Source organism: Candidatus Bathyarchaeota archaeon, assembly GCA_026014745.1.
GTDB lineage: Archaea > Thermoproteota > Bathyarchaeia > Bathyarchaeales > Bathycorpusculaceae > Bathycorpusculum.
Genome location: JAOZHS010000003.1, coordinates 248,893 through 270,914, shown reverse-complemented (window position 1 = coordinate 270,914; position 22,022 = coordinate 248,893). Strand labels below are relative to the sequence as shown.

The 22,022-nt window shown below is 47.3% G+C and carries 26 protein-coding genes and 1 pseudogene; 11 read left to right on the top strand and 16 right to left on the bottom strand.

Annotated elements, in window-relative coordinates:
- Positions 1-68: 68 nt before the first annotated feature.
- Positions 69-581, bottom strand: coding sequence for a hypothetical protein (locus NWE92_12615; protein ID MCW4030474.1), 513 nt, complete (start codon positions 579-581; stop codon positions 69-71).
- A gap of 178 nt (positions 582-759) precedes the next feature.
- Between NWE92_12615 and NWE92_12610 the strand changes: the two genes are divergently transcribed.
- Positions 760-1,386 (top strand): hypothetical protein, encoded by a 627-nt coding sequence (locus NWE92_12610; GenBank protein ID MCW4030473.1) that lies wholly within the window; start codon positions 760-762, stop codon positions 1,384-1,386.
- Positions 1,387-1,420: 34 nt separating this feature from the next.
- Here the strand turns inward: NWE92_12610 and NWE92_12605 are convergent, their stop codons facing one another.
- The 3 genes from NWE92_12605 to NWE92_12595 form a co-directional block, all read right to left on the bottom strand.
- Positions 1,421-1,552 (bottom strand): hypothetical protein, encoded by a 132-nt coding sequence (locus NWE92_12605; protein ID MCW4030472.1) that lies wholly within the window; start codon positions 1,550-1,552, stop codon positions 1,421-1,423.
- Between the two features lie 100 nt (positions 1,553-1,652).
- Entirely contained in the window at positions 1,653-2,303 is a 651-nt protein-coding gene (locus tag NWE92_12600; GenBank protein ID MCW4030471.1) for a Snf7 family protein, read from the bottom strand.
- Positions 2,304-2,418: 115 nt separating this feature from the next.
- Positions 2,419-3,276 (bottom strand): geranylgeranylglycerol-phosphate geranylgeranyltransferase, encoded by an 858-nt coding sequence (locus tag NWE92_12595; GenBank protein ID MCW4030470.1) that lies wholly within the window; start codon positions 3,274-3,276, stop codon positions 2,419-2,421.
- Positions 3,277-3,386: 110 nt separating this feature from the next.
- On the opposite strand from NWE92_12595, the gene NWE92_12590 reads away from it, so the two are divergent.
- Positions 3,387-3,809, top strand: a complete 423-nt coding sequence (locus tag NWE92_12590) for a YbaN family protein (GenBank protein ID MCW4030469.1) — start codon at positions 3,387-3,389, stop codon at positions 3,807-3,809.
- Positions 3,810-3,864: 55 nt separating this feature from the next.
- Positions 3,865-5,160, top strand: a complete 1,296-nt coding sequence (locus NWE92_12585; protein ID MCW4030468.1) for an NDP-sugar synthase — start codon at positions 3,865-3,867, stop codon at positions 5,158-5,160.
- A 17-nt stretch (positions 5,161-5,177) separates the two neighbouring features.
- On the opposite strand, the gene endA is transcribed toward NWE92_12585, so the two are convergent.
- The 5 genes from endA to NWE92_12560 all read right to left on the bottom strand — a co-directional run bounded on the left by endA (position 5,178) and on the right by NWE92_12560 (position 9,641).
- Entirely contained in the window at positions 5,178-5,732 is a 555-nt protein-coding gene (gene endA, locus NWE92_12580; protein ID MCW4030467.1) for a tRNA-intron lyase, read from the bottom strand.
- Between the two features lie 17 nt (positions 5,733-5,749).
- Positions 5,750-6,409, bottom strand: coding sequence for a DUF47 domain-containing protein (locus NWE92_12575; protein ID MCW4030466.1), 660 nt, complete (start codon positions 6,407-6,409; stop codon positions 5,750-5,752).
- A gap of 72 nt (positions 6,410-6,481) precedes the next feature.
- On the bottom strand, positions 6,482-8,254 hold the full coding sequence (glyS, locus tag NWE92_12570; protein MCW4030465.1) for a glycine--tRNA ligase: 1,773 nt from the start codon (positions 8,252-8,254) through the stop codon (positions 6,482-6,484).
- 89 nt (positions 8,255-8,343) lie between these two features.
- Complete coding sequence (locus tag NWE92_12565) at positions 8,344-8,904, bottom strand: hypothetical protein (protein MCW4030464.1); 561 nt, start codon at positions 8,902-8,904, stop codon at positions 8,344-8,346.
- A gap of 56 nt (positions 8,905-8,960) precedes the next feature.
- Positions 8,961-9,641 carry a hypothetical protein gene (locus NWE92_12560; GenBank protein ID MCW4030463.1) on the bottom strand — a complete coding sequence of 227 codons (681 nt, stop codon included), beginning with the start codon at positions 9,639-9,641 and terminating at the stop codon, positions 8,961-8,963.
- Between the two features lie 485 nt (positions 9,642-10,126).
- Here NWE92_12560 and NWE92_12555 point away from each other — a divergent pair, with 485 nt between their 5' ends.
- Complete coding sequence (locus NWE92_12555; protein MCW4030462.1) at positions 10,127-11,176, top strand: inositol-3-phosphate synthase; 1,050 nt, start codon at positions 10,127-10,129, stop codon at positions 11,174-11,176.
- Between the two features lie 55 nt (positions 11,177-11,231).
- Here NWE92_12555 and NWE92_12550 read toward each other — a convergent pair whose 3' ends face one another.
- On the bottom strand, positions 11,232-11,651 hold the full coding sequence (locus NWE92_12550; GenBank protein ID MCW4030461.1) for a CBS domain-containing protein: 420 nt from the start codon (positions 11,649-11,651) through the stop codon (positions 11,232-11,234).
- 131 nt (positions 11,652-11,782) lie between these two features.
- Here NWE92_12550 and NWE92_12545 point away from each other — a divergent pair, with 131 nt between their 5' ends.
- Positions 11,783-12,286: a hypothetical protein gene (locus NWE92_12545; protein MCW4030460.1), complete on the top strand. Its 504-nt coding sequence runs from the start codon at positions 11,783-11,785 to the stop codon at positions 12,284-12,286.
- Positions 12,287-12,310: 24 nt separating this feature from the next.
- Here the strand turns inward: NWE92_12545 and NWE92_12540 are convergent, their stop codons facing one another.
- Positions 12,311-12,883: a rubrerythrin family protein gene (locus NWE92_12540; GenBank protein ID MCW4030459.1), complete on the bottom strand. Its 573-nt coding sequence runs from the start codon at positions 12,881-12,883 to the stop codon at positions 12,311-12,313.
- Positions 12,884-13,146: 263 nt separating this feature from the next.
- Between NWE92_12540 and NWE92_12535 the strand changes: the two genes are divergently transcribed.
- A complete protein-coding gene (locus NWE92_12535; GenBank protein MCW4030458.1) occupies positions 13,147-13,650 on the top strand; it encodes a GNAT family N-acetyltransferase in 504 nt (167 codons plus the stop codon).
- 7 nt (positions 13,651-13,657) lie between these two features.
- On the opposite strand, the gene NWE92_12530 is transcribed toward NWE92_12535, so the two are convergent.
- Positions 13,658-15,511, bottom strand: a complete 1,854-nt coding sequence (locus NWE92_12530) for a thiamine pyrophosphate-binding protein (protein MCW4030457.1) — start codon at positions 15,509-15,511, stop codon at positions 13,658-13,660.
- A gap of 233 nt (positions 15,512-15,744) precedes the next feature.
- Between NWE92_12530 and NWE92_12525 the strand changes: the two genes are divergently transcribed.
- The gene (locus NWE92_12525) at positions 15,745-16,647 is read left to right on the top strand and encodes a hypothetical protein (protein MCW4030456.1); all 903 of its coding nucleotides are present in this window, start codon (positions 15,745-15,747) and stop codon (positions 16,645-16,647) included.
- A gap of 112 nt (positions 16,648-16,759) precedes the next feature.
- Here NWE92_12525 and NWE92_12520 read toward each other — a convergent pair whose 3' ends face one another.
- The gene (locus NWE92_12520) at positions 16,760-17,206 is read right to left on the bottom strand and encodes a hypothetical protein (GenBank protein MCW4030455.1); all 447 of its coding nucleotides are present in this window, start codon (positions 17,204-17,206) and stop codon (positions 16,760-16,762) included.
- A gap of 180 nt (positions 17,207-17,386) precedes the next feature.
- On the opposite strand from NWE92_12520, the gene NWE92_12515 reads away from it, so the two are divergent.
- The 4 genes and pseudogenes from NWE92_12515 (at position 17,387) to NWE92_12500 (ending at position 20,392) form a co-directional block, all read left to right on the top strand.
- Positions 17,387-17,629 carry a hypothetical protein gene (locus NWE92_12515; GenBank protein MCW4030454.1) on the top strand — a complete coding sequence of 81 codons (243 nt, stop codon included), beginning with the start codon at positions 17,387-17,389 and terminating at the stop codon, positions 17,627-17,629.
- Between the two features lie 455 nt (positions 17,630-18,084).
- Positions 18,085-18,288: pseudogene (locus NWE92_12510) on the top strand (PKD domain-containing protein).
- Between the two features lie 293 nt (positions 18,289-18,581).
- On the top strand, positions 18,582-19,328 hold the full coding sequence (locus tag NWE92_12505; GenBank protein ID MCW4030453.1) for a hypothetical protein: 747 nt from the start codon (positions 18,582-18,584) through the stop codon (positions 19,326-19,328).
- 23 nt (positions 19,329-19,351) lie between these two features.
- Positions 19,352-20,392: a polyprenyl synthetase family protein gene (locus tag NWE92_12500; GenBank protein ID MCW4030452.1), complete on the top strand. Its 1,041-nt coding sequence runs from the start codon at positions 19,352-19,354 to the stop codon at positions 20,390-20,392.
- On the opposite strand, the gene NWE92_12495 is transcribed toward NWE92_12500, so the two are convergent.
- From NWE92_12495 to NWE92_12485, 3 genes are all read right to left on the bottom strand, one after another.
- Positions 20,389-20,844 carry a hypothetical protein gene (locus NWE92_12495; protein ID MCW4030451.1) on the bottom strand — a complete coding sequence of 152 codons (456 nt, stop codon included), beginning with the start codon at positions 20,842-20,844 and terminating at the stop codon, positions 20,389-20,391. The genes NWE92_12500 and NWE92_12495 overlap by 4 nt on opposite strands.
- A gap of 65 nt (positions 20,845-20,909) precedes the next feature.
- On the bottom strand, positions 20,910-21,344 hold the full coding sequence (locus NWE92_12490; GenBank protein ID MCW4030450.1) for a hypothetical protein: 435 nt from the start codon (positions 21,342-21,344) through the stop codon (positions 20,910-20,912).
- A gap of 112 nt (positions 21,345-21,456) precedes the next feature.
- The gene (locus NWE92_12485) at positions 21,457-21,969 is read right to left on the bottom strand and encodes a hypothetical protein (protein ID MCW4030449.1); all 513 of its coding nucleotides are present in this window, start codon (positions 21,967-21,969) and stop codon (positions 21,457-21,459) included.
- Positions 21,970-22,022: the final 53 nt, after the last annotated feature.

Here is a 22,022-nt window from a genome sequence, read left to right as displayed (position 1 = left end):
GTTTCTCCATGCATATGATTGGTGGGATTTTATTTTATGCTAAGCGTGCGAACAGGGTGTTCTAACATTTAGAATGGCCTCATGTTCCACACTCTGTATGCTTCGTACCAGAATACGAGGCAGACGATTGCTGCGAAGGAAACGATGAAGAGGTTACTGCGGGTAAAACCGTCAAATATCACAAAAATGTATGCGGAAAAAAACACTGTGCAAAACAGCGCGTAAAAGAAGAACCTTGGAAACAGCACTTTTCCCAGTTTTACGTAATGCCGCAGTACTCCAATTTTTATTTGGCTGACCAAAACGTAGTGGCCGCCAACTTCTTGTTTTTCTACTAACCCCAACTCGCGGAGCTGTTCAAGATGGTGGAATGCGATGCTGGGGCTGCTAAAATGCAGAGACCTCTGAACTTCACGCACGCCAACTGGGGCGCCTGTTCGAAGCAGGAACCAGTAAACCTTCCAGGCTTTGCCTCGTAGCGCGTATTCTATCTCTGTTTCGTCGCTCCCGTTCACTAGTGAACCCTCTCGACCTCTGTAAGCTTGCAGGTACCATATAAGTCCAGTCTTTAGAACAGACAATTTGGGGGTTTTTTAACAAAAGGAGCATCAAAAGACTGCTTCTCTCCAATTTGTTTAATGTAAAACTTCATAAGGAATCGGTGAGTTTAGTTAGCTCTTGGTTTAAATGAAAAGAATAAGCTTTGTTTGTGCTGTATTTGCCTCTTTATTGCTTCTTAGCGGGTTAGCGGCGGTCTGTGTGGTTAGTGCTAATCCCTATTTTGATTACACAGAGATTGAACCTCTAGTTGGCGCCATACCCCCGACCATCAGTATTACGAGCCCACAAAACAACACGAACTATCCCGAGGGTTACAACATCAGCTTTTCGGTAGGAGAAGCAAAGTATGAGAATTATCTTTGTGATTTCTTCTTAGTATCGTACACAATAGATGGCGTGACAGAACAAGTCAGCAGTCATGACCTCTTTGCAGTGTCACAGTATAACACAACTCTTGAGGTCCCTGCCGGCAACCACAGCTTAGTAGTTAAAGCAAGCTGTATTTTGTATCATCCCACAGTCTTCTTCATCATAGGCACCCAATCTGAGGTTTGCTTCACCACCCCTGACGACGGAGAGCAAGTAACCATCAGCGAGAACATAACCGTCTATACCGTGAGACTCACATCAACCCCTGCGCCAACATCAGTTCCTACCGCTACAGCTTCATCGTCTGTACAGAATGGCACGCCTACCGCGCCCGCCCCTGCTTCAGAAGTAACCCCTACCGCCCCGGAATTACAAGTAGCCGAAGTCCTAATCCTGTTACTTGTGGTTTCGCTACCAGTAGTTTACTATAAACGTAAAAATATGGTGAAACAGTAAGCAAAGCAGTGCGATCCACTTTTTTAAACTACTTTTAGTGTCCAGAGTGAGTGAAGAGTATGCGCATGCCACATTTTGGGCATTCATGGTATAATATGCGACCTTCCGTGTCGCAGGTGGGTTTCATTTCTTCGTAGCAGTCAGGGCAAAGACGTGCGATAGGCATATGTTCTCCTCAATGTGTCTAGCGTTACCTTGGCAATATAACTTTTCCGAAAATAAACAAGCTAATCTGATGGCTCAAAGAAAAAGAAGAAAAGAGAAGTTTAGGTTTGGGTTTTGTTTGCTGATCCGGTTGAGAAGCCTGCGGGTAGGTCTGGGAAGTTTGCGCTGACACGTTGCTCGGCTACGGTTGCTGCTTCAGATAGGATTTTTGATGCATCTTCGTTGACGGTGTTGAAGTTAAGGGACATGCCACCAGACGCGCCTGCTTCAAACATTAATCCGCTTAACATGTTGCCGATGTCGCCTAATTCGCCTTCTGCTTCAGGTATAACCCCGCCGAGTCCACTGCTTACACTGCGAAGGACACCGACACAGGGGCCTAGAGCTGAGACAACGTCGCCAAGTTCAGAAACGGTTTTGATGCGCAAAGATACTTGGTCAAGGGCAAGGCGTGCGTTCATGACAAGTTTGTTCATTTTTCGAATTTCGGCGAGTTCACTGGCGTAGATGTTGGCGTGGGCTTGGTCATGTTTGGTGTAGGCTTCAACGACTTTGGCAAAGAGCGCTTTATCTTTTTGGTTAAAGCGTTCACTGGCTTGGTCGAGTTTACCGATTTGCAGGTCAAGACTTCTTGCTGCTGCATCTAATCTAGGTTTTAGGGGCTGTGGAGGCACTATAGTTTCTTGGAGTCCACCCAAGAATGTGTTTCCTTCTCTTTTTTGTTCCCATTTTTTTGCGAAGCGTTCAGACATGTAAATATCCTCTTGAACACCGATGCATGCCAGGTGCTTTTATTTCTTGCTAACATGCGCATATATACGTAAAACCCCTGACCTGCTAAATTGAGCCGAATCGAGCGATTGCGCCTTAAATTACGCCAAAAAGGTACGCCAGCAACCCCACCAAGAACAGGTAGAGCACAATTTTCTTGATTTTGCGTGCTTTCTCCCGCGACGGGTCCCGCAGTAAAATAACTGAGCACACGATAAGTCCGATGTCGGTGACTAAGACGAAGGGGATGAACCAGACGCCTACAATCCCCAAAAACCATGTAACAGGCGTCAACGCAACAGCAGAAAGATAAAACACAACCGCTACAGCCGCTGCAGTTTTCTCTCCGAACCGAACGGCTAAGGTTTTGATGCTTTCAGCTCGGTCGCCTTTGGTGTCCACGATGCCCTTGGTGATTTCGCGTCCTGTGTTTGATAGAAACGCCATGGATGCAAAGAGGAGCACGTTTAATCCGACCGTTCCCAGTGCGGTTATGCTGCCGTAGATGAAGGGGATGGCGACGCAGGCGCTGACCAAAAAATTGCCCGGCAAGCCGCTGCGTTTGCCCACGGTAAGGTATGTTGCAGTTATTACTAATGATATGGCTGCTACAGCGAAACATTGCAAACCGTACGGTGCCACCAACAACGCAAAAATGAAGCCTATCACAACCAGAGCCGTCATGAATGCGAGGGCTTCTTTGGGTTTGATTAGGCCGCTTGGGAGGGGTCGTTGGGGTTCGTTGATGGCGTCGATTTTGCGGTCATAGTAATCGTTAATGACCATGGCGGCGGCGCAAAACGTGAAGCCTGTGAGGAAGCCGTAGAGGAGGTTTAGCCAGTTGAGGTTGCCCAAGGCTGGGTTGGCGAGTATGGCGCCGACTAAGACCGCAAAGCCCATCATAGCGCAGTTAAGGAGACGCATGAGTCGTATGAAGCCGCCGAGTTTATTCATGCCAAACTTACCCGTTAATTACCCTTAGTTGAGAGAGGTTAGTTATAAAAATTCATTGGACTTTTAACGTATGATTTTTATTAATCGAGCGCCACAGTCATTCGACTTATATGCAGAAAACTTTAGCCGCTCCACGTAACAGAAAAGAGAAACTCATAAGAGGCATTCTGCTAGTCGCGGGTACAATCTCGCTTGCGTTGGGTGCCATTGGACTTGTTCTGCCCATTTTACCGACAACGCCGTTTCTTTTGCTTGCCGCAGCCTGTTACCTGCGCAGTTCCGAGCGTATGCATAAATGGCTAATTAATAACCGCTGGTTCGGCGAATATATACGAAATTATCAAGCGGGTCGAGGGGTTTCTATGAGGGTCAAACTTTTCGCCGTGGGGTTTCTTTGGGCGACGATTCTTTTTACAATACTGCTTGTTGTAGATGAAATCCTAATAGCACAAATCGTTTTGCTGGCAATCGCTGTCGGTGTAAGTATTCACTTGTTTAGGTTGCCCACTTTCAAAAAGCAAAATCAGCTGTAGATAAGTATAGTTTAAAAACATAGACAGTTCCTTATGTCTAAGAGTTGGTGAAGTAGTGAGCGATAAATACGCACCCTTAGTCGGAGACAATTATGCCCCTGATAAAATCCGAGTCATCATCCCTGTTGGCGGAAAAGCCACCCGTCTACTACCATTAACTGCGGAAACAAGCAAAGCCTGCTTGCGCCTCCTCAACAGACCCCTCGTAGAGTTTTCCCTCTTATCGCTGGCAAGTCAGGGCATACGTAACTTTATCTTCGGCGTCAAAGGCTACACCAACTACCGCGACCTCTACGATTATTTTGAGTCAGGCTACGGCTTTAGCGCACGCTACAAAATTAGACCCCGCATCCACATCAAATATCAACCCAACCTCGAAGACTTAGGCAGCGCCGACTCCGCACGCATAAACATGGACTACTACGAAATCAACAACCCCGTGTTCGCCGTGCAAGGCGACAACATCTTTGACATCCAAGTCAAGCACCTCCTTGACTTCCACAAAGAAAAACAAGCCGCCCTAACCATAGTGCTCAGAGAAGTCAACAATGTCGAAGGCTTAGGCATCGCCGACATCGACAAAGACTGCCGCATCCGACGCTTCGTAGAAAAACCCCTCCCCAAAGACGCCCCCAGCAACCTCGCCAACACAGGACTATACGTGATTTCTCCTGAAATTAAAAAAATCTTTAAAGAAAAAGGCGTCCAACAAATCATCAAAGAAAAAAACCGCCTCGACTTCGGCTACGACTTTATCCCCTATGTCATATCCACGGGGCGCCCCGTCTATGGCTACACCCTTAAAGGCAGCTGGTTTGATGTAGGTACCCCCAAAAACTATTTGGAAGCCATGAAAAACCTGCTCGGAGGCGGCTTTAGCACCCTCAAAGACTTCGGCGGCTGCCTAAACCAAGACACACCCATCTGGGTCCAAGGCGAAAGCAACGACTCCGAAAAGCATCGCCAAGAAATCATCCAAAAAATCAAAGAGAAAAAAATCAGCATCGAAGGTAACGTCTTAATTGGGCGGCACTGCCACATAGAGGACGGTGCACGTATCGTCAACTCCTGCATCGACAACTACACCCGTATCGGCAAAAACGCGGTTATCACAAATTCTGCCGTTATGGACCGCGCCACGATAGGTGAAAATGCGGAAATCTATGATAGCATCGTCGGGCGGCACGTATCAATTAAGTCAAGCTGCGAGAAGCCGACCAAGATAGCGGCGGTTAGCGTAATTGCCGACGATGTAACGCTTGAAGAAGGCTGCAACTTAACGGCGACCAAGGTTTATCCGCATCAACGCATCCGAGGCGAATTCCAGAACCAAACCATAATCGCCAATTAAATAGCGCGGCAAGGCTGTTAAGCCTTGAACCATTTAAACATCAAATACTCCACTTTCTTTGACGCCAAATCAGGCACTGCAAAAATGAAACGTTTACGCACAGTCGTGGCTAAGCGCCCGTTTTTGACGATTTCCGTTGCCGAAATCTCTGAGTCAGTTTTTTTGACGGTGACCATGTAAGGTGCGTGTTCTACTCCTGGGCCGTATTTGTAGACGGCGAAGTCGCAGCCGAATTTAATGCCGGGCGTCACGATTAGGTTGCTGTCGCGGAGGTCATGGTAGACGGCGTATTTTTCTTCGAATTCGTCGTAGAGTTGGCGGGCTTTTTTGCGGAGTTTGTTTAGCCCAACCCGGGATTGGTTTGGGGCTTCGTAGATGGCGATGGTGTCTTTTTCGGCGAGGTAGAGTCCTTCCATAAGGTCTAAAATGAGGGGGACGTCGAATTCGGGGATTTTCGGTTTGGGAATGCCTAAGGGTTTGCCGTAGTAGGCGGTTTTGTAGAGTTTGGAGCCCTCCGTGGGGTTCCATACGACGAGAAAGTTTTCGAGGAGTTCAACCGGGATTTTAGGCATAACCAAAACCCAGCGGGTTACATGGTGAATGAGAGTGTTCGGGCTGCGTCAGCTGCGTCTTCGGCTTTGTCCGCGGAGTTCTCCAGCAACTGTAACACATCACGCAGAAGCAGCAGAACGGGGGTGTCGAGTTTGCTGCTGAGCACTTTGATGGTTAGTGAGCGGTATTGGTCGTCTACGACGCGTTCGGCGATTTCAACGTCTTTGGCTCTTTCGAGGGTTTTTTGGCTGCCGTAGTTGAGGACCATCATGGTTTCTCTGAGTTTAAGCACGCTGTCAAGCACTGCGGAGGAGAGTTTGATGAGGTCTTTTTTGATTTCTGGCGAAATCACCCAGTTGTGTTCCATGATTTCGACGAGGTAGTATGCGATGCCCTCGGAGAAGTCTGCGATTTCGCTTGATAAGTTGGTGAATCTGAGGAAGTCTTCGCGGGCGTAGAGTATGGCGCCGATTTCTGCGAGTTCTTGGCTGACCATGCGTCGGGCTTTGACGACTTCTTCTTCGCCTGCTTTGATTTCAGTGAAGAGTTTTCGTACGCCGTCCTTGTCGCCGCAGGCAAAAAACTCGACTAATTGGGGGATTTTTCTTGAAACGTCAAGTACTTTTCGTAAGTTTTCTTGGCAAACGTTTAGGGCACGCCTCTTTACGCGCTCCTCAGTTTCTGAAGGAAGTACCAATGCTGTGTTGCGCCTCTCTCATCCTGAACTATCAATTATCCAGTATACATGTGTATTAAAAAAGGTAGCTACTTAGGAAGACACAATGTTGCCTAAGTCTGTGAAGTTTAGTTTGCCTTCAAAGTATCCATGCATGAGTCGCGGGAGGTCTTTGACGGGGGCGCGTACCTGTTTCCAGCTGTCGCGGTCGCGGATAGTGACAGTGTCTTCGCTTAGGGTGTCGTAGTCGATGGTTATGCCGAGTTGAACGCCTGCTTCATCTGCGCGTGCATAGCGTCTGCCGATAGAGCCTGTTTCGTCAAAGTCCGTCATGAAGCCTTCACAGGCAAGGAGACGTTGGACTTCTTTGGCTTTAGTGTCTAATCCGTCCTTGCTCATCAAGGGGTAAATGCCGACTTGGATGGGTGCGATACTGCGGGGGAAACTAAGAACGACGCGGTCGTCTTTTAAGCTGTAGGCGTATTCGAGTGCTACGTAGAAGAGGCGGTCGCAGCCGAAACTGGGTTCCACCACGTGGGGAATGAAGCGGGTGCCGCGTTGGATGATTTTTTGTTTGCCGATTTCGACTTGTTCTTTTAAGATTTGATACCCGTCAACTAGGATGCTGCCGTCTTTCTCCATAGCGTCGGCGACTTGCTGCGCGGGGATCTTGGCGAGTGCCGCGGCGGCTTTGCCTGCTTCGCCTTTATAGACTGGGCCAAGTTTTGCCATAAGCGGTTTGACGACGTGTTCCTCTGTCTCGATTGGGTTTGTGTATTCTTTGTAGACTGTCATGTCGACGCCGCTGGCTTTCATGTGGCAGGTTAAGTCATAGTCGGTGCGGTAAGCGTGACCCGAAACTTCAACCCAGCCCCAGCGGTCAACAAGAACTTCTTGGTCGAAGCTTTGACTGCTGTAATGCGCCTTTTCCCAAGTGAGCTTTTCAAGAAAACGTTGTTTAGATTCAGGGACGCCAAGTTCCTCAAGGAGGCGTTTTGCTTGTGCCATGAAGTAGGCTTGCCACTCGCTTTTGATGACGCCTTTGTCGAGTGCTTCGCGGACGGTGAAGTTGGTTATGTCTTCGCATTCTTTGAGGCGTGTGTCGCAGAGCAGGATTGGTAGGACTTCGTTTTCGACTTCGCATAGGCGGGGGCAGGCTGGTTCTTTGGGATCAAAGAAGAATTCTAAGTCCGCGATGGTGAATTCGCGTAGGCGGATTAAGCCTTGGCGAGGGCTGATTTCGTTTCGCAGCGCCTTGCCGATGTTGATGCAGCCAAAAGGCAGCTTTTCGCGGGCGATATTGTAGAGGCGGTTGAATTCTACAAAGATATTTTGTGCCGCTTCGGGTCTGCCGTAGCCGACGGAGCCGCTGTAGGGACCAATGGTGGTTTCGAACATGGTTAAATATCGTGTGGGGTCGCCGAAGGTGCCTTTGCAGTCGGGGCAGACGATTTCGTGGCGTTCGAGTTCGACTTTGATGTCTTCGAGGCTCATTTTTTCTGCTTCGGCGCTGCTGATGCCCTTATCTTCGAGGAGGTGGTCGGCGCGGAATCGGGTGTGGCATTTTTGGCATTCGACCATGGGTTCTTTGAAGTGTGCCACGTGGCCTGAGGCTTCAAACACTTTGGCAGGAGTGATTACGCTGGATTCCATTTCGAGGATGCCGATTTTTTTAACCATAAGCTCTCTGAGTTTGCCTTCCACGTTCTGTTTTAGGCGTGCTCCCAGAGGACCGTAAGTGACAAAGCCGCCGCTGCCGCCATAAATCTCAAACGACGACCAGAAGAAGCCTCGGCGTTTAGCCAATTCGTTGACGGCAACGAATTTGTCGCATTGAGGCTTGCTGCATTTAACGTCAGTGCTCAAATGTGATTACCTGTTTCATTGCCTATAATCCACAGACAATTAAAATGTTGTTATTTAATTGTTTAAGACTGGTCTGAATGGTATGTGGATTATATTTTTTGTCCAATGAATAGTATTACAAAGATTGCGCTTAGATGCAAAAGGTACACTAAAACCAAAAAATGCTTCAGCGAAAGTTTTCTCACCGACGTTAAGAGCATTATGCCAATTTCAGTGGGAAGCGGAGACGCAATCAGTACACAGGCTAAAACAACAAATAGAGGTGTCCTTAGTCGGGAGGGAATCACTCTGTTTAGTGTCTTGATGGAATTGCCTTGAGAGAGACGTTGTACTTCGCCGCCGAAACTGTACTTCACAAAACAAAAAATTGCCAAATCACTGACTAAGGCTCCAACTCCCGCGATAACCCCTGCTAAGAAGATGTTTTGGTTTTGGGCAAGGACTAAAAGAATTGCTGTTCCCGCAACAGACGTAAATGAGTAAGGGTACAGTAAACCTGCAAGGAAAGTTCCGAGGTACCCCAAAACCAGCAGCGCCTCATGCAGGGGCTCATATAAAACCCCTGAAAAAAGAAAATACACCACAATGACGCTGACTAAGAAAAGCAACAGCCTAGGATACCTAACGTTAACACGCATTGAATTTTTCATAAAATACTGTTAAAACTATTTAGGGTTGTACCAAATAAAAAAGTTGCCATTCAGACTTATCGTAGGTAGTTTATGTTTATGCTTGGCGCCATCGCCAACGCAGGTTTCGCCAGTAACTCCACGAATCGGAAACCTTTGGTGGGGTGATAGAGATTCGCAGACGCGCAGCTACGGACTATCCATGCGGTATCAAGCCCCATTTCGGTGCCTGCCGCTGCGTAAACAAGTTCGCCTTCAGGGATGACTCCCGCGTCGGTTGCCATCAACACGGTTTCCATACAGACCAAGGTGCCTGGCGAAATCAGCTCCAACGTTTTAGCTGCAACATCCAAATCTGTGGTTTTATGGAGGTGCAATCGCATAGAAAAGGTTGGTCCAAATAGCGGTATGGTGCCGCGGACGGTCACGACGCCAAGTGCCTCAAGTTTTTTCTTGTTCTCTTCGGGGATGCTTAGGGGTACGCGGTCAAGTTGGCGTTTTTGCCATTCTTCGCGGCGGGCTTTGAGTTCGGGGATTTTTTCGAAGAGGTCCGCGTTCATGGCGTTGACTTCCCAAAACATACCCTGTGGACAGGTGACGCAGATAATTTTGCGGTTCTTTATGCGTTCTGCGGCTTTGACGGCGCTGTCGCCTGTTACGGAGGCTACGACTAAGTGTTCGAGGGGTTGGGGGGCGTCTTTTAGGATGTTTAGGGTTTCGTCGGTGTTGACGGGTCCGGGGCGTTCAAAAACCTTCAAGCAGTATACCTTCCATATAGCGTAGGTAGGCTTGTTTGGTTAAATAACTATCGCGCCTAAGTTGCATCGGCACAATATTGCCTGTTTATAGTTTAAATGACCAAATTTTTTTTTCTTTGGGTGGTGGTTGTGTTGGTGTGGAGAAAAAATCAGTTTATACATGTCTCCACATGCACACTGCGGTGGTTTCAACATGCATCTATGTTGGATTTGTGGGAAAATTTTGTTATGCCACACCCAAACAGACGCAAAAACGCATTGCAAACCCAAAAAGCAATTGCAGCCTATTGCTATCTTGTGGAGCCCCGTAAACCGCCCCACCCACACAAAGAGACAAAACACGATCTAATGATAAGGGATGCCCTCTGAGGTCCCAGCGATGCGAAGCTGATGGTTGACACATCTTTGGGCTTTTCTTTTGTGGTTTACTTGCGTAGCTTTTTATAAGGCAACACCAAATAGAGATGCCAAGCAAGGTGCCAATCATGCCACAAGTTAAAGTTGCACTAATCGGCGTGGGAAACTGCGCCTCATCATTCCTACAAGGCATCCAATATTACAGTAACCCCAAGAACAAAAATGCCCTCGGACTGCGAAACCCCATTCTAGCGGGTCAAACCCCCAAAGATATCGCGGTAGTCGCCGCGTTTGATGTCGATAGCCGAAAAGTCGGCGTAGACCTATCAGAAGCAATATTTGCTGCGCCTAACAACGCCCCCAAAGTCTGCGACGTACCCAAAACGGGCGTCACCGTAGCCAAAGGGCCCCTTATGGATGGTTTAGGCGAATCCTCCAGCGTACTAATCACCATAAGCAAAGCAGCCGACGCAGACGTCGCCGCAGTACTCAAAGCCTCAGGCGCCGAAGTCGTCATCAACCTGCTCCCCAGCGGCGCAACCCAAGCCTCACAATACTACGCCCAACAAGCAATCGCGGCGGGCTGCGCATTCGTAAACGCCACCCCCAACCGCATTGCAAGCGACGCAGCTTGGGCTAAAAAATTCCAAGACGCCAATCTCCCCCTCGTCGGCGATGACCTCGTTGACCAAGTCGGCTCCACTGCGCTACACAAAACCCTACTCAAACTCCTCTCTGACAATGGCGTCCACATCGACGAAACCTACCAGCTCGACGTCGGTGGCGGAACTGAATCCGTTGACACCATGGAACGCAGCCGCGATGCCAAACGCCAAATCAAAACCGAATCCGTTGCCTCCGCTCTACCCTACAAAACCGAAATCGTTGCAGGCTCAACCGATTATGTTGATTTTCTGCAGAACAAACGCGACAGCTACTTCTTCATAAGCGGCGTTTACTTCTGCAATGCCCCCCTAAAAATTGACCTTAAATTCCAAACCATCGACGCCCCCAACGCAGGTAGCGTCCTATTCGACGTTATCCGAGCCCTCAAACTCGCCTTAAACCGCAAACAGGCTGGAGCGTTAGAGGCTATCTGCGCATATGGCTTTAAGCGTCCGCCCATAATGGTTGGGCTTCAAACGGCGCAAGAAGAATTTGCAAAATTCGTGGCATAAGCCACCCTATTTTTTTGTTTTATTTATTGGAAAAAATAAAAAATTTTATGCCGCACTACTTTCGGCGGCAATAATCCATAATCGACATCAGTTTGGGGTCAGCGTAAACGATTTGGCGGTCATCAACCATGCCGAGGAGGGCGCCTGCCTTATCGACAACGGGTAAGTGTTTGATGTTCCAGTTTTTCATGAGTTTGGCTGCTTCTTCGATTGTTGCGGATTCTTCGATGACTACTAGGGGGTTGGTGTAGACCATTCTTGCGATGACGGTTTTCATTGGAACGTTTGCTTCGACGGCGCGGATTAGCACGTCTTTTACGGTGATGATGCCTGTTGGTTTGCCGCTTTGGATAACTAGAATTGCGTCTTTGTCGTATTTGTTCATGATTTCGACTACTTCTTGCATTACGGTGTTGTTGGTTACGGTTTTAACATCTTTAGTCATGATGTCTTTTACGAGGGAATTGGTTGTCATTTCCATTTTTCACCTTATCTTCTATGAGAAAAGCACACGTTCTTTATCAATTTTACGTTTATCAAGGACTTAGCCCCGTTTTATGCAACCCTTAAAGGTTTGAACATCTTTTCCTCTTTGAGGCACAAGTTTTGAACAACTCCACCACAGCCCCGGGTTTCAGCGTCGATTTGGATCATGCAAAAAATTATGCACAGGTCTGGAAAATAGTCAAACAAACCGTCCAAGCCGCCATGGGCAAACAGCGCGACGGCATGATGCTTTTTTTGGATGATTTGCCCCTGCAACTAGGCGCCTACTATCCCGTGGGCACCAACAACATCGTACTAAACCGCGCCCTCATAGACATCGTTGAAGCCGCGCTTTGCGATAAAGCCACAGTTAACGCACTCATTTACAATCTGCTGTTGCATGAGTATCTGCATGCGTTGGGTGAGATGTCTGAGATTGAGGTGCGCCAACAGGTGGTTTTGGTGGCGTCTAAGTGTTTTGGGGAAACTCATTTGGCTACGGTTGTTGCACGCAAAACCCCTTGGGTGCTTCTCAAAGATGTCCCGTTAGGTCCCTACAATACGCCAAAGAGGGTGATGGAGATTGTGCGAGACTTTGAAAAAACAGGCAAATACATAGTCTAAAAAGAATAAGGAAAGGGGGTCTGGTTAGTAGGGTTCGGTCCAGACTTCAAAATATGCTTTAGGATGCGCGCAGGTGGGGCACTTATCAGGTGCAGAGGTTCCTTCTACGACCATGCCGCAGTTTCTGCATTTCCACTTAATCGGCGCGTCTTTTTTGAAGACTTTGCCCTCGGTGATGTTTTGGATTAGTTTGCTGTATCTGCGTTCATGGTAGGCTTCTGCTTTTGCTACCATCCGAAAAGTCGACGCGACATCTTTGAAGCCCTCTTTCTCTGCGATGTCAGCAAAGCTTGGATAGAGGCTGGTCCATTCCAGTTTTTCGCCTTCCGCGGCTTCTTTTAGGTTGTCGAGGGTTGTTGAGATGACGCCCGCGGGATAGGCGGCGGTTATTTCAACCATGCCGCCTTTGAGGTGTTTAAAGAAAAGTTCCGAGTGTTCTTTCTCGTTGGCTGCGGTTTCCTCAAAAATTGCGGCTATCTGCTCATAGCCTTCTTTTTTGGCTACGCTGGCGAAAAAAGTGTAGCGGTTACGTGCTTGACCTTCACCTGCGAATGATGCTAAGAGGTTCTTTTCGGTTTGGCTTCCAATAAAATCCATAATGTCAAACTCCTACTCCAACTATTCAGGGCTGGAAGATAAAAAAATTTCCCCAAAACCTAACGATCTGTCCTCTGACGACTCATTGGACTACCCCTTCCCTTTTTTAAACAGGTAAGAAATAGGCGTCGCTATAGAGGGCGGTTGGCATTAATGCTTTTATTGGCTGTTGCCTTCTCTATGGGTGCCGGATGAAGAGAAGGCATTAGGTTGACTTAACGGGATGAAAACTCAGAGTTACTCGGACGGCACTGAGGCATAATATGGCGCAGAAACCCAATCATGTTGACCTTTCGGTTAAGCGGATAAAAGACAAACAGCACATCGAGGACTTACTCAAAATCGACCAAACTGCCTTTAGCAAAAATCTCCTCAACAGCTGGATTTTAGTGCCTTATCTGCACATGGGAAACGTCTTTGGCGTTTACGCTCAAGGTTCCCTGAAAGGATTTGCCATTTATTTGAAGTCGTGGGATGAGCCGCTTGTCTATTTGGCTGAACTTGCCATAGAAAAAGAGAGCCAAGGCAAAGGCTACGGCTATTATCTTCTGTTTGAGTCGCTGCTTCAGCTCAAAATGGGCGGCGTCGCAAAGGTGGGTTTAACGGTTGACCCAAATAATGAGCGGGCATTGCGCCTTTATTCTGAGCGGTTCGGTTTTAAATTCGTTGAATTTCGCAAAGACGAGTATGGACCCGGTTTGGATAGGCTATTTTTAACGTTAGACTTAACCGAGTGGACACCCAAACCGTCAACGTCAGCACACTGACTAACCCCTATGGTACCACTGAATGCTCGGGACCCGTGGGCTTATCTAACATCACATCAATGACCATTGGCTTGTTTTTGCATGCCATCGCAATGCCTTCCTCTAAGGCATACTCAAACTGCTGGGGCGTCTCAACTCTGCAACCCAGCACCGAAAATGCGGCTGCCATGGCGGTGTAGTCAATTTGGGGCCTTTCTAAATCCAAAAACTCAAAATCATGCGCATTTTTTGCCCAATGCTCCGTTGCTTTCTCTATCGGTGACCACTCAACTCCCCAACAGGCATTGTTCAAAATCACATAAAGCACACCCAAACCGTAGTGGCTGCACGTCCACAGCGCTGAGGGCAAATTCCCAAAAATGGCATCCCCATCGCCAGTGGTGCAAATCACGGGGTGAGGTGCCCTATCTTGATGACTTAATTTTCCTATCAGATAGTTCCCGTGGTCTTCAACGTCAACATATTTTCTGGACCCTAACGCAGCCCCATACGCCATCCCCACAACGGCTCCAAGGTGAAAGCTGGGGTTAGAGAAGTAGGTGCCTGCATCTTTGAGTTCCACTAGCTGCAAAAGTGTATTCCGCGGGGTTATGGAGCCATCAACCCATATGCCATCACACGGCCACTTCTCGTTGAGGACATATCCTACCGAGGAGGCGTCAAGTTTGCCCTGGTCATAGCTCTGCTTGGCTTTTCGACGGGCAGCCCCAAAAATGCGGTTGTGCTCTTGAGCGGCTCTCTCGGCTCTTTCAGCCACAAGTTCCTTCTGTTTTAAAGTCATGTTTTTTTGAGCATACTCAGTAATCTTGTCCAATGTAGGCGCTACGTCACAAACGCCTCGAACAACAGCGGGGAAAAGTGTAGAGCCATATTCACCTCCGCCGGGCACATCCTGCCGATGCAATAAATCGCTTGTTAAGTCTATGGCGTCTGCATCCCCAAACCGTTGATGAGGCAACAACCCCAACTCCAACGTCACCGCGAGATCAACATCAGGCATCAAGCAGGGTGGCTGCGTTAGAAACGGGAAACCGACATGCAACGCGTCGGTGATGGGGAAGTTTAGAAAAGCCCTAAAATCCCTAACGGGCAACCCAAAAATGTGCGCAAAATCCAGTAATGCCCTATACCCTGCTTTTCGTCGCCCCAAGTGAGAAACGACGATTTCGGGGTTAGCGTAATTCATTATGGCATCGTAGATTTTTTTTACCGTTGCATCATCGAGGAGTCGGGGGGAATTTTGGGGTAGTCTTGTTTGATTAACGCATTCAAGATGTTTTGCACCAAACTCTGAAGGGAGTTTTTGAGCCATTAAATCCTGCCGCAAAGTCAGATAAGTCGTCCCCCATGGTTCTGCAGTTGCCATAAAGATGGCTTTGACAACGTCGTAGGCTAAGGTTTCGAGGGATTCATTTTGGGTGTTCCATTTTATCCAAGGCTCTACCAATGTGCCCTCGTAATTCATGTAGTGATATTCAACTTGGCCCGTGGGGACAGGAACCCCAGCAACATTTTTGGAAGCAAACACCGCGATGGGCGCCATGTTCATGTAGGCGCAGTAGAAGGCTCCTGCAGCGTTTTGGGTTCCAACGTTTCGGTCAATTAAGGCTGCACCTAAGCTTTCTGAAGCAAGCGCGTATCCAGCGGCAGCGTTGACGGTGGTGAATTCGTGGAGGCCCATGATCCATTTGGGCGGTTTAACCATAACCATGGCGTCTTGGATTTCTGCCATGCCTGCGCCTGTAGTTCCGAATACGAATGGGACCTCGTCTTCTTGAAGGATGCGCATGAATAGTTCTCCGCCTGTCCGAACTTTGCTTTCAGGGGCGGCTGGTTTTTGTTCTATTGTGAGATTTTGCATTTGTATTCCTCGAAGAAACTGTTTTGTGCTCAAAAAACCATAATCTGACTCTTGGCGGCTCTTTTAAATCGATGTTGGAGCCCTTTCACAGCCACAGTAAGCTTGCTTGGTTAACCTGCATCCTTTTTTTGACTAAATGTGTTGCCTGCAGCTACTGCTTGTATTTCATTCCGCAATTCTTATAAGCGCCAGCCTGCTTCATTTTATATGCTAATTTTTAAGGAGTAACTTGAATGAAACACAAGTTTTTGCTTGCTTTTGCAATCGCGATACTGGCAGTCTCTTCAACGTTAGGCTTCATTTACGCTAAATCTCCGCCGCCTCCCTCAGGATACGTTTACCCCATCGACCAGCAAACCGAGTACAACCAAGGGGTAGGCATAACCCTCCACTGGGTCACAAACATGCCTGGGCCAGTCACAATCTGGTTAACAACAGCTGCTGATGACCTCGAGGTTCCCGGCTATAGCTGGGTACAATCTGCTTCAAGTGGCGACTTTGTCATGGACACTGCAGGCTTAGCAACCAACCAAACCTACGATATCTGGATAAGCGTCGAATCAGACGGAGCACCCCTTATCCTAAACATAAACAACTACTGGGAATTCACAATAGTCTCACCCTGCCAAGCTTCACAATCAGACACAGCCACACCAGACTCTAGCGGCGTAGTCACAATAAACCAGCCCTCCACCGGTGTCATCACCACAGTGTTTCTTGACCGCGACACCGTCCCACCCGACAGCCAAGTCACTGTCACCACAGCATACTTTGGCACAACTCAACCAGCAAACACAGGCACACTTTCAGTAGCAGGACTATTTTTTGACGTGAAGGTCCACGCCAACTTGATTGATGGAGGAACTCTCATAGACGTATCCATAACCAACGACGCCTTTAACAGCGGTAGCATAATGCAATACTGGAACCCGCAGACAGGCACCTGGGTAAGTGTTGTGACAGACTTTGTCGCGCCACACACCCTAATTGGGCACTTCAAATATTCACAGTTGCAAGGTACCCCTATCTTTGTAACTCCTGAATACACCTTAGGCGCCCTCTTAGCACTCTCCGCATGCTTCGCCGGTCTCGTAATCTTTAAAGCAAGAAACCATCTGCCCCTGCCACGCGTTTAAGCAACCGCAAGCACCAATAAAGAACGCTACGTTTTCTCTCTTTTCTTTCTTTTTCTCTTTTTTCTGTACGCCTCAAATGGGATTGTTTAGAAAAAAATTTTGGATGTTTGTTTTAGCTTCTACTTCCAGTTATTACAATGTTAAAGCTGAAGTCGCTTAGTGTTGTGGTTGGTGAAATGGTTAATTGTACATTAGCACTCACTACTGCACCTGCTGCTAGAACTGCGCCGTTGCGGTTCCAAGATATTGATATGGATTGGGTCGCGTCAGAAGGTGACCAAGTGTTTGTTGTCATGCCAAGCGTTACCGGGCTGTTACCAGTGTTTTTGATGTATAATGTTACGGTTTTATTTTCTCCCGGTTCAAGGCTTCCCCAATCAATAGCCGTAGCCTGCTGGGTACATGCACTGTCGGTATAGACGCCAACGTTTACGCTAACAATGCGTCCTGATGCTGGAAATGTTTTACTTGAACTAAGTGCAGCATAAGAGGTCGCGGCAAGAAGGGTCCCCACCATCGCTATGGTCAAAAATAGTACAATGTATTTTTTCGATTTCATGAGTTCACCTCAACAAGGCACAAAGACGCGAAAATAATAATACCGTTTTGACTTTGCTGAACTACACTTAATTTTATTTCTTAAACAACGCCCAATCCCGTTCTAAAGCGGATGCCCTCCCAGAATTAAACATATATACCACTTACATGCTGAGAAGGCATTGAAAGGAGAACACAAAAGGTGCAACAACTCAAACCCCTCTTATTGCTTGCACTCTTAGGTCTAATTGTGATATCCTTTTTTGTTGCCCAAAACGCTCTAACTAACGACAAGGACCCCTCACAAGTCGACAGTACCAGCACCATCATAACCTACTCAGACAAAATCTTCTTCAATGCCCCCGAATACGACATGGGCGGCGGATTAGTTGCGATGGTTGCCTGCTTAGGCGCTTTCGCGCTTTTTAAGAAACGCCAAAAATAATCTGTTCTGTACCCATTATTTTATAACCTGTAGGCGCTTAAGATGCAGATTAACAAGCTGGATGAGCTACCGTGAAAATGAGCAAAGCACGCATGGTTCTAATTACACTTGCATTCTTAGTGGTAGTTTTAATTCTGTGGTTCTCTGCGGTTGGTAGTGTAAGTGCGGCTCCGGCTTATGGGAATTTAACCGTCACGGTGCTTGATGGCTCAAGTTATAGCGCCGTTTCAGGCGCCACCGTATCAATAATTGGACAACAAAACCGAACAGAAACAACTGCTCATGATGGCACAGCAGTCTTCATCAACATTACCGAAGGAATGTACCTTGTAACTGCTGAAGCCCCTTGTTTCCCCATGAATAGCCCCCAAACCGTGCGAGTTATAAGCAATACCTCTTTTACGTTACTCTACGGTCACACCCAAGCATTCTTCACTTATGCGCCTGACCAACCCATAGTTAATGAGACTGTCAACTTTGACGGTTCAAAAAGTACCAGCACTGGAACAATAATAAGTTACGCTTGGGATTTCGGCGACGGCGCCACTGGCACCAACAAAATCGCCAGTCACACGTACACCGCAGGAGGCGAGTATAAAGTCGCGCTGACAGTCACAAGCAACATTGGCGCAGCCACTTACACACAGACTGTTCAAATTCCAACAGACCATCCTGACTTTAATATCCTCTTTCTCCTAGGTATTCCTCTGCTATTGCCGTTTATTTTGTTGTTTCTTTGGCTTCGCCGTCGAAGGTATTGTGTGGTAATTCAAGCAAAGATTCCTCCAAATCGCTTGCATCCGCATTGTCCTGGCACTGGTGACTGTGATAACTGTAATCTAACCCCCTGCTAAGCAATCCGCCAGCATTTTCGTCTGTTTTAGCGCCTACAAAAAAATTAAATACACAGTAGCCCGATAGAAATCCAGCGTTAAATTGATTGGTGTACCGTATGTCAACCGATAACGAAACAACTACTAACCCCAATAACTCTCAGTCTCAACAACCTGCCGCAGAAAAAATTGGTGAAACTGCCAAAAATATGGCTCAAAAAACCTACGGTGACTTCTTAGGCGCCTACAAAAGCTTCTCGGAAACTAGCTCCAAAGTTGTTCAACAGGCCGCTTCGATTCTAGAGTCAGAAATGGCGGCGGGCATAAGGATTGCGAGTCAAACTGAAAACAAGATTCCGCAAATTGAAAAATTCCGCTCTGAGAAACCTGACGAAGTTATGCAGAGATTCCGACGCGACGCCCACGAAGTAGTGGACATATTCATCGATGTAGTCGGCGCAACTCTTAAAAGTGTACCAAACCTTGCTGATTCAACAGTTGCACGAGTGGAAAATATAACTGTTAAACCGGTAAAAACCGAAAAACAAAAACCTACCCTGACCGCAGAAGCCGTAAAGGCAGGTCAGAGTGCAATAATTGAGATGTCTTTTGAAAACAGCAAAGACACCGAAACCGACGAGTTCAAGCTTTTCAGCACAGACCTCATCAGCAGCGCCGGTGAGCGTTTACCTTCTGGTTTAGTAACGTTTGCGCCTCTTACCATTAAAATTCCACCAAATCAAACTTTGCAAGCAACCGTAACCGTCATGATCCCTGAAGAAACTTCTGCTGGAACATACACTGGTTTGGTATTAGCGTCAAACATGCCTGAGCTTAAAACGGAAATCGTTATCAAAGTTGAGTAATCAAAAAACTAAAAGTGCTGGTAATGCAGGGTAATCGCTTCAAGTTTGTAGAAGACAAATTGGATTACTACAAACAGCTTACCCTAGAAACATTACAGCCCTACCTTCATTCAAGAAAAGAACCGCGCAAATACCTATACGACCTTTTACCCATTTATCCTAACCGCGGCGGTAAAGGTCTCCGACCTGGCTTATGCATAGCAACATGTCGTGCATTTGGTGGAAGCACTCACAGCGTCCTCAAATCTGCTGCCGCGCTGGAACTGTTACATAACACTTTTCTTATTCATGATGATGTTGAAGACGGCAGCGATTTTCGTCGAGGAAAACCCACAATCCACTCCATTTACGGCGCGCCCATCGCGATAAACCTCGCTGACGCCATGAGCGCTTTAAGCATTTACCCTTTAGTAGAAAATCGTGATGTATTGGGCGCCAACATCGCTGGCGAAGTATTCTCCGAAGTTCTCCACATGGTAACTGAGACAGCGGAGGGGCAAGCCCTCGAATTGGGCTGGATGCGCGACAACAACACAGAGATAACAGACGCTGACTACTTCCGAATGACCCTAAAAAAGACCGCATGGTACACCTGCATACATCCCTGCCGCATTGGCGCCTTAATCGGGTCAGGCGGCTCCCTTAACCTTGACCGATTCAACCAATTCGCCTACTTTATGGGTGTAGCTTTCCAAATCCAAGATGATGTCCTCAATTTAGTTGCTGAATACCAGCGCTACGGCAAAGAAATTGGCGGCGACATTTGGGAAGGCAAACGTACTCTCATGTTAATCAATCTTCTAAACAGCTGCGACTCCACTGAGAAAAGAAGACTTCGCGCCTTTCTAGGAAAACCCCGCGAGAAGCGTATCCCAGAAGACATTCTATGGGTCTACTCTCTAATGGATAAGTATGACTCAATAGATTACGCCCGAAGCGTCGCCGTGGAGCTTGCAAGAGAAGCCCTAAAGCAATTCGATGTCGCCTATGGTAGCGCGCCCAACTCAGAAGATAAAGAGTTCATCAAACAAATCGTTGTGTATATGATTGAACGGCAGCTTTAACTGATTTTGAAGCGAATAGCTTTTTTTGCTTTGACTGATAGATCGTCACGGCGTTTTTTGATATGCTCGTCTAGTAGTTTTTTGAATTTATCAAAGTCTTTCTTTTTGCCCACTTTTTTGAGACTGAAAACGTGTGTTTCGTACCCTTCGGTTTTATCAACCGATTTTACGGGTGCTCTTTCAAACCCAATCTTATCGACATCCATCAAAGAAACATGAATGGCTTCACCGAGTGTTGACCCGTCGGGTTCTTGTCCTTCTACAAAAAGCAGCCTTTGCGTCGTCAAAACTAAAACGCCCTCTTTGCGTTCTTTTGTTGTTATTTTCTTTTTCTCTTTTTGATTTTTTCCGACTGGTACTTCAAAGGTTTCTCCAATAATTTCTCGGATGCCCTGCCAAGAATCAACAATTTCTTCGCCATCCCTTAGCGTAAGAGCATCAAGCCAAGACAAGACCTACCCTCCAGCCCCAATGCTCTTCATAATTATTTAAAATTTAGGGAAACCAATCGGCTTTGTTAGGCTGTATGTAGCCAGCCGCGTGCTTTGGTGGGTTGTTGTTTTTTGGGTTTGTTGCTTTTTGGCTGGATTTGTTGAGTTTGGTGTTTTTTGGTATTTTTTTGGTTGGTGATGTTGGCTTTTACGAATTTGTTCCAGCCGCCTGTGTGGGGGTCTGGTTGGATGAAGCGCTCTGGGTTTTCCACTTTGTATTGGTCTAAGATTTCTTTGAAGTTAAGCGTTTTGAAATCGCGTGTGGCATGGATAATCGTGCCCTGCTCAACCATTAGTGTAGGGAACGCGTCAATGGATACGTCCTCGGCTCTTACTTTGTCTTTGAACCGTTCGCTCCAGAGCAGTTTCCAGTCTCCTTTTAGCTTCTCTACAATCTCTTTTTGTTCTTCGATGGATGCTTTTTTTGTTAGAAAACTGGGTGACGCGTCTGAGATTTGCAAATTACTGCTTAATGCCTCAAAGCGTATCTTACTATTTGAACTATTTAACGCTTATTCCCCCATCGTTTCCATATATAACAAGAAAGAGAGAGCAAAATTGCTTTCACGGCACCTAAGCTGATCCCGAAATGACTATGTTAAAGTTAAAGTCGGTGATGCTTCCCGTTTCATTAGCCACAGTCAAGGTAAGTATAGCTTCGGTTACTGCGCCTGCTGCTAACGTGCTGTTTTCTTTATCCCACGTCAAAGTCACTACACTGGCAGCGCCGTCTGGGCTCCAGTCTGTTGTTGTTAAAGTTAGGGTTTCTGCAACATTTCCGGTGTTTTTTACGTATATTGTTCGGTTTGCTGATGCGCCTGGATTAAACGATCCCCATTCGATGCTTGAACATGGGGTGGTTGCTGCTGAATCGCTATAGAGGCTGAGGTCCACGGTGCTGCTGACACCGCCCCCGCTAGGGCTGTCCGTGGGGTTGCTGCTTGGGTTGCTGCTAACGCCGCTAATTATGCTACCGCTGCTTGAGATTTGTTGAGAAACTAGAACGCCCGCGGTAACAACTGATAGGGCAATGCCTATGAATGCTAATGCGAAGATGCCGGTCATGCTTGCTTTTTTTAGTTTCATGTTTTCTACCTGTGTATTGAAAAACGTGTGTATGAAGTATTAATAAACGTTAC

Coding starts and splice junctions, on each gene's coding strand:
- NWE92_12605 (MCW4030472.1), bottom strand. CDS start 1,552: ATGCCTATCGCACGTCTTTGCCCTGACTGCTACGAAGAAATGAAACCC.
- NWE92_12600 (MCW4030471.1), bottom strand. CDS start 2,303: ATGTCTGAACGCTTCGCAAAAAAATGGGAACAAAAAAGAGAAGGAAAC.
- NWE92_12595 (MCW4030470.1), bottom strand. CDS start 3,276: ATGAATAAACTCGGCGGCTTCATACGACTCATGCGTCTCCTTAACTGC.
- NWE92_12590 (MCW4030469.1), top strand. CDS start 3,387: ATGCAGAAAACTTTAGCCGCTCCACGTAACAGAAAAGAGAAACTCATA.
- endA (MCW4030467.1), bottom strand. CDS start 5,732: ATGCCTAAAATCCCGGTTGAACTCCTCGAAAACTTTCTCGTCGTATGG.
- NWE92_12565 (MCW4030464.1), bottom strand. CDS start 8,904: ATGAAAAATTCAATGCGTGTTAACGTTAGGTATCCTAGGCTGTTGCTT.
- NWE92_12555 (MCW4030462.1), top strand. CDS start 10,127: ATGCCACAAGTTAAAGTTGCACTAATCGGCGTGGGAAACTGCGCCTCA.
- NWE92_12550 (MCW4030461.1), bottom strand. CDS start 11,651: ATGACAACCAATTCCCTCGTAAAAGACATCATGACTAAAGATGTTAAA.
- NWE92_12540 (MCW4030459.1), bottom strand. CDS start 12,883: ATGGATTTTATTGGAAGCCAAACCGAAAAGAACCTCTTAGCATCATTC.
- NWE92_12535 (MCW4030458.1), top strand. CDS start 13,147: ATGGCGCAGAAACCCAATCATGTTGACCTTTCGGTTAAGCGGATAAAA.
- NWE92_12530 (MCW4030457.1), bottom strand. CDS start 15,511: ATGCAAAATCTCACAATAGAACAAAAACCAGCCGCCCCTGAAAGCAAA.
- NWE92_12525 (MCW4030456.1), top strand. CDS start 15,745: ATGAAACACAAGTTTTTGCTTGCTTTTGCAATCGCGATACTGGCAGTC.
- NWE92_12520 (MCW4030455.1), bottom strand. CDS start 17,206: ATGAAATCGAAAAAATACATTGTACTATTTTTGACCATAGCGATGGTG.
- NWE92_12505 (MCW4030453.1), top strand. CDS start 18,582: ATGTCAACCGATAACGAAACAACTACTAACCCCAATAACTCTCAGTCT.
- NWE92_12500 (MCW4030452.1), top strand. CDS start 19,352: ATGCAGGGTAATCGCTTCAAGTTTGTAGAAGACAAATTGGATTACTAC.
- NWE92_12485 (MCW4030449.1), bottom strand. CDS start 21,969: ATGAAACTAAAAAAAGCAAGCATGACCGGCATCTTCGCATTAGCATTC.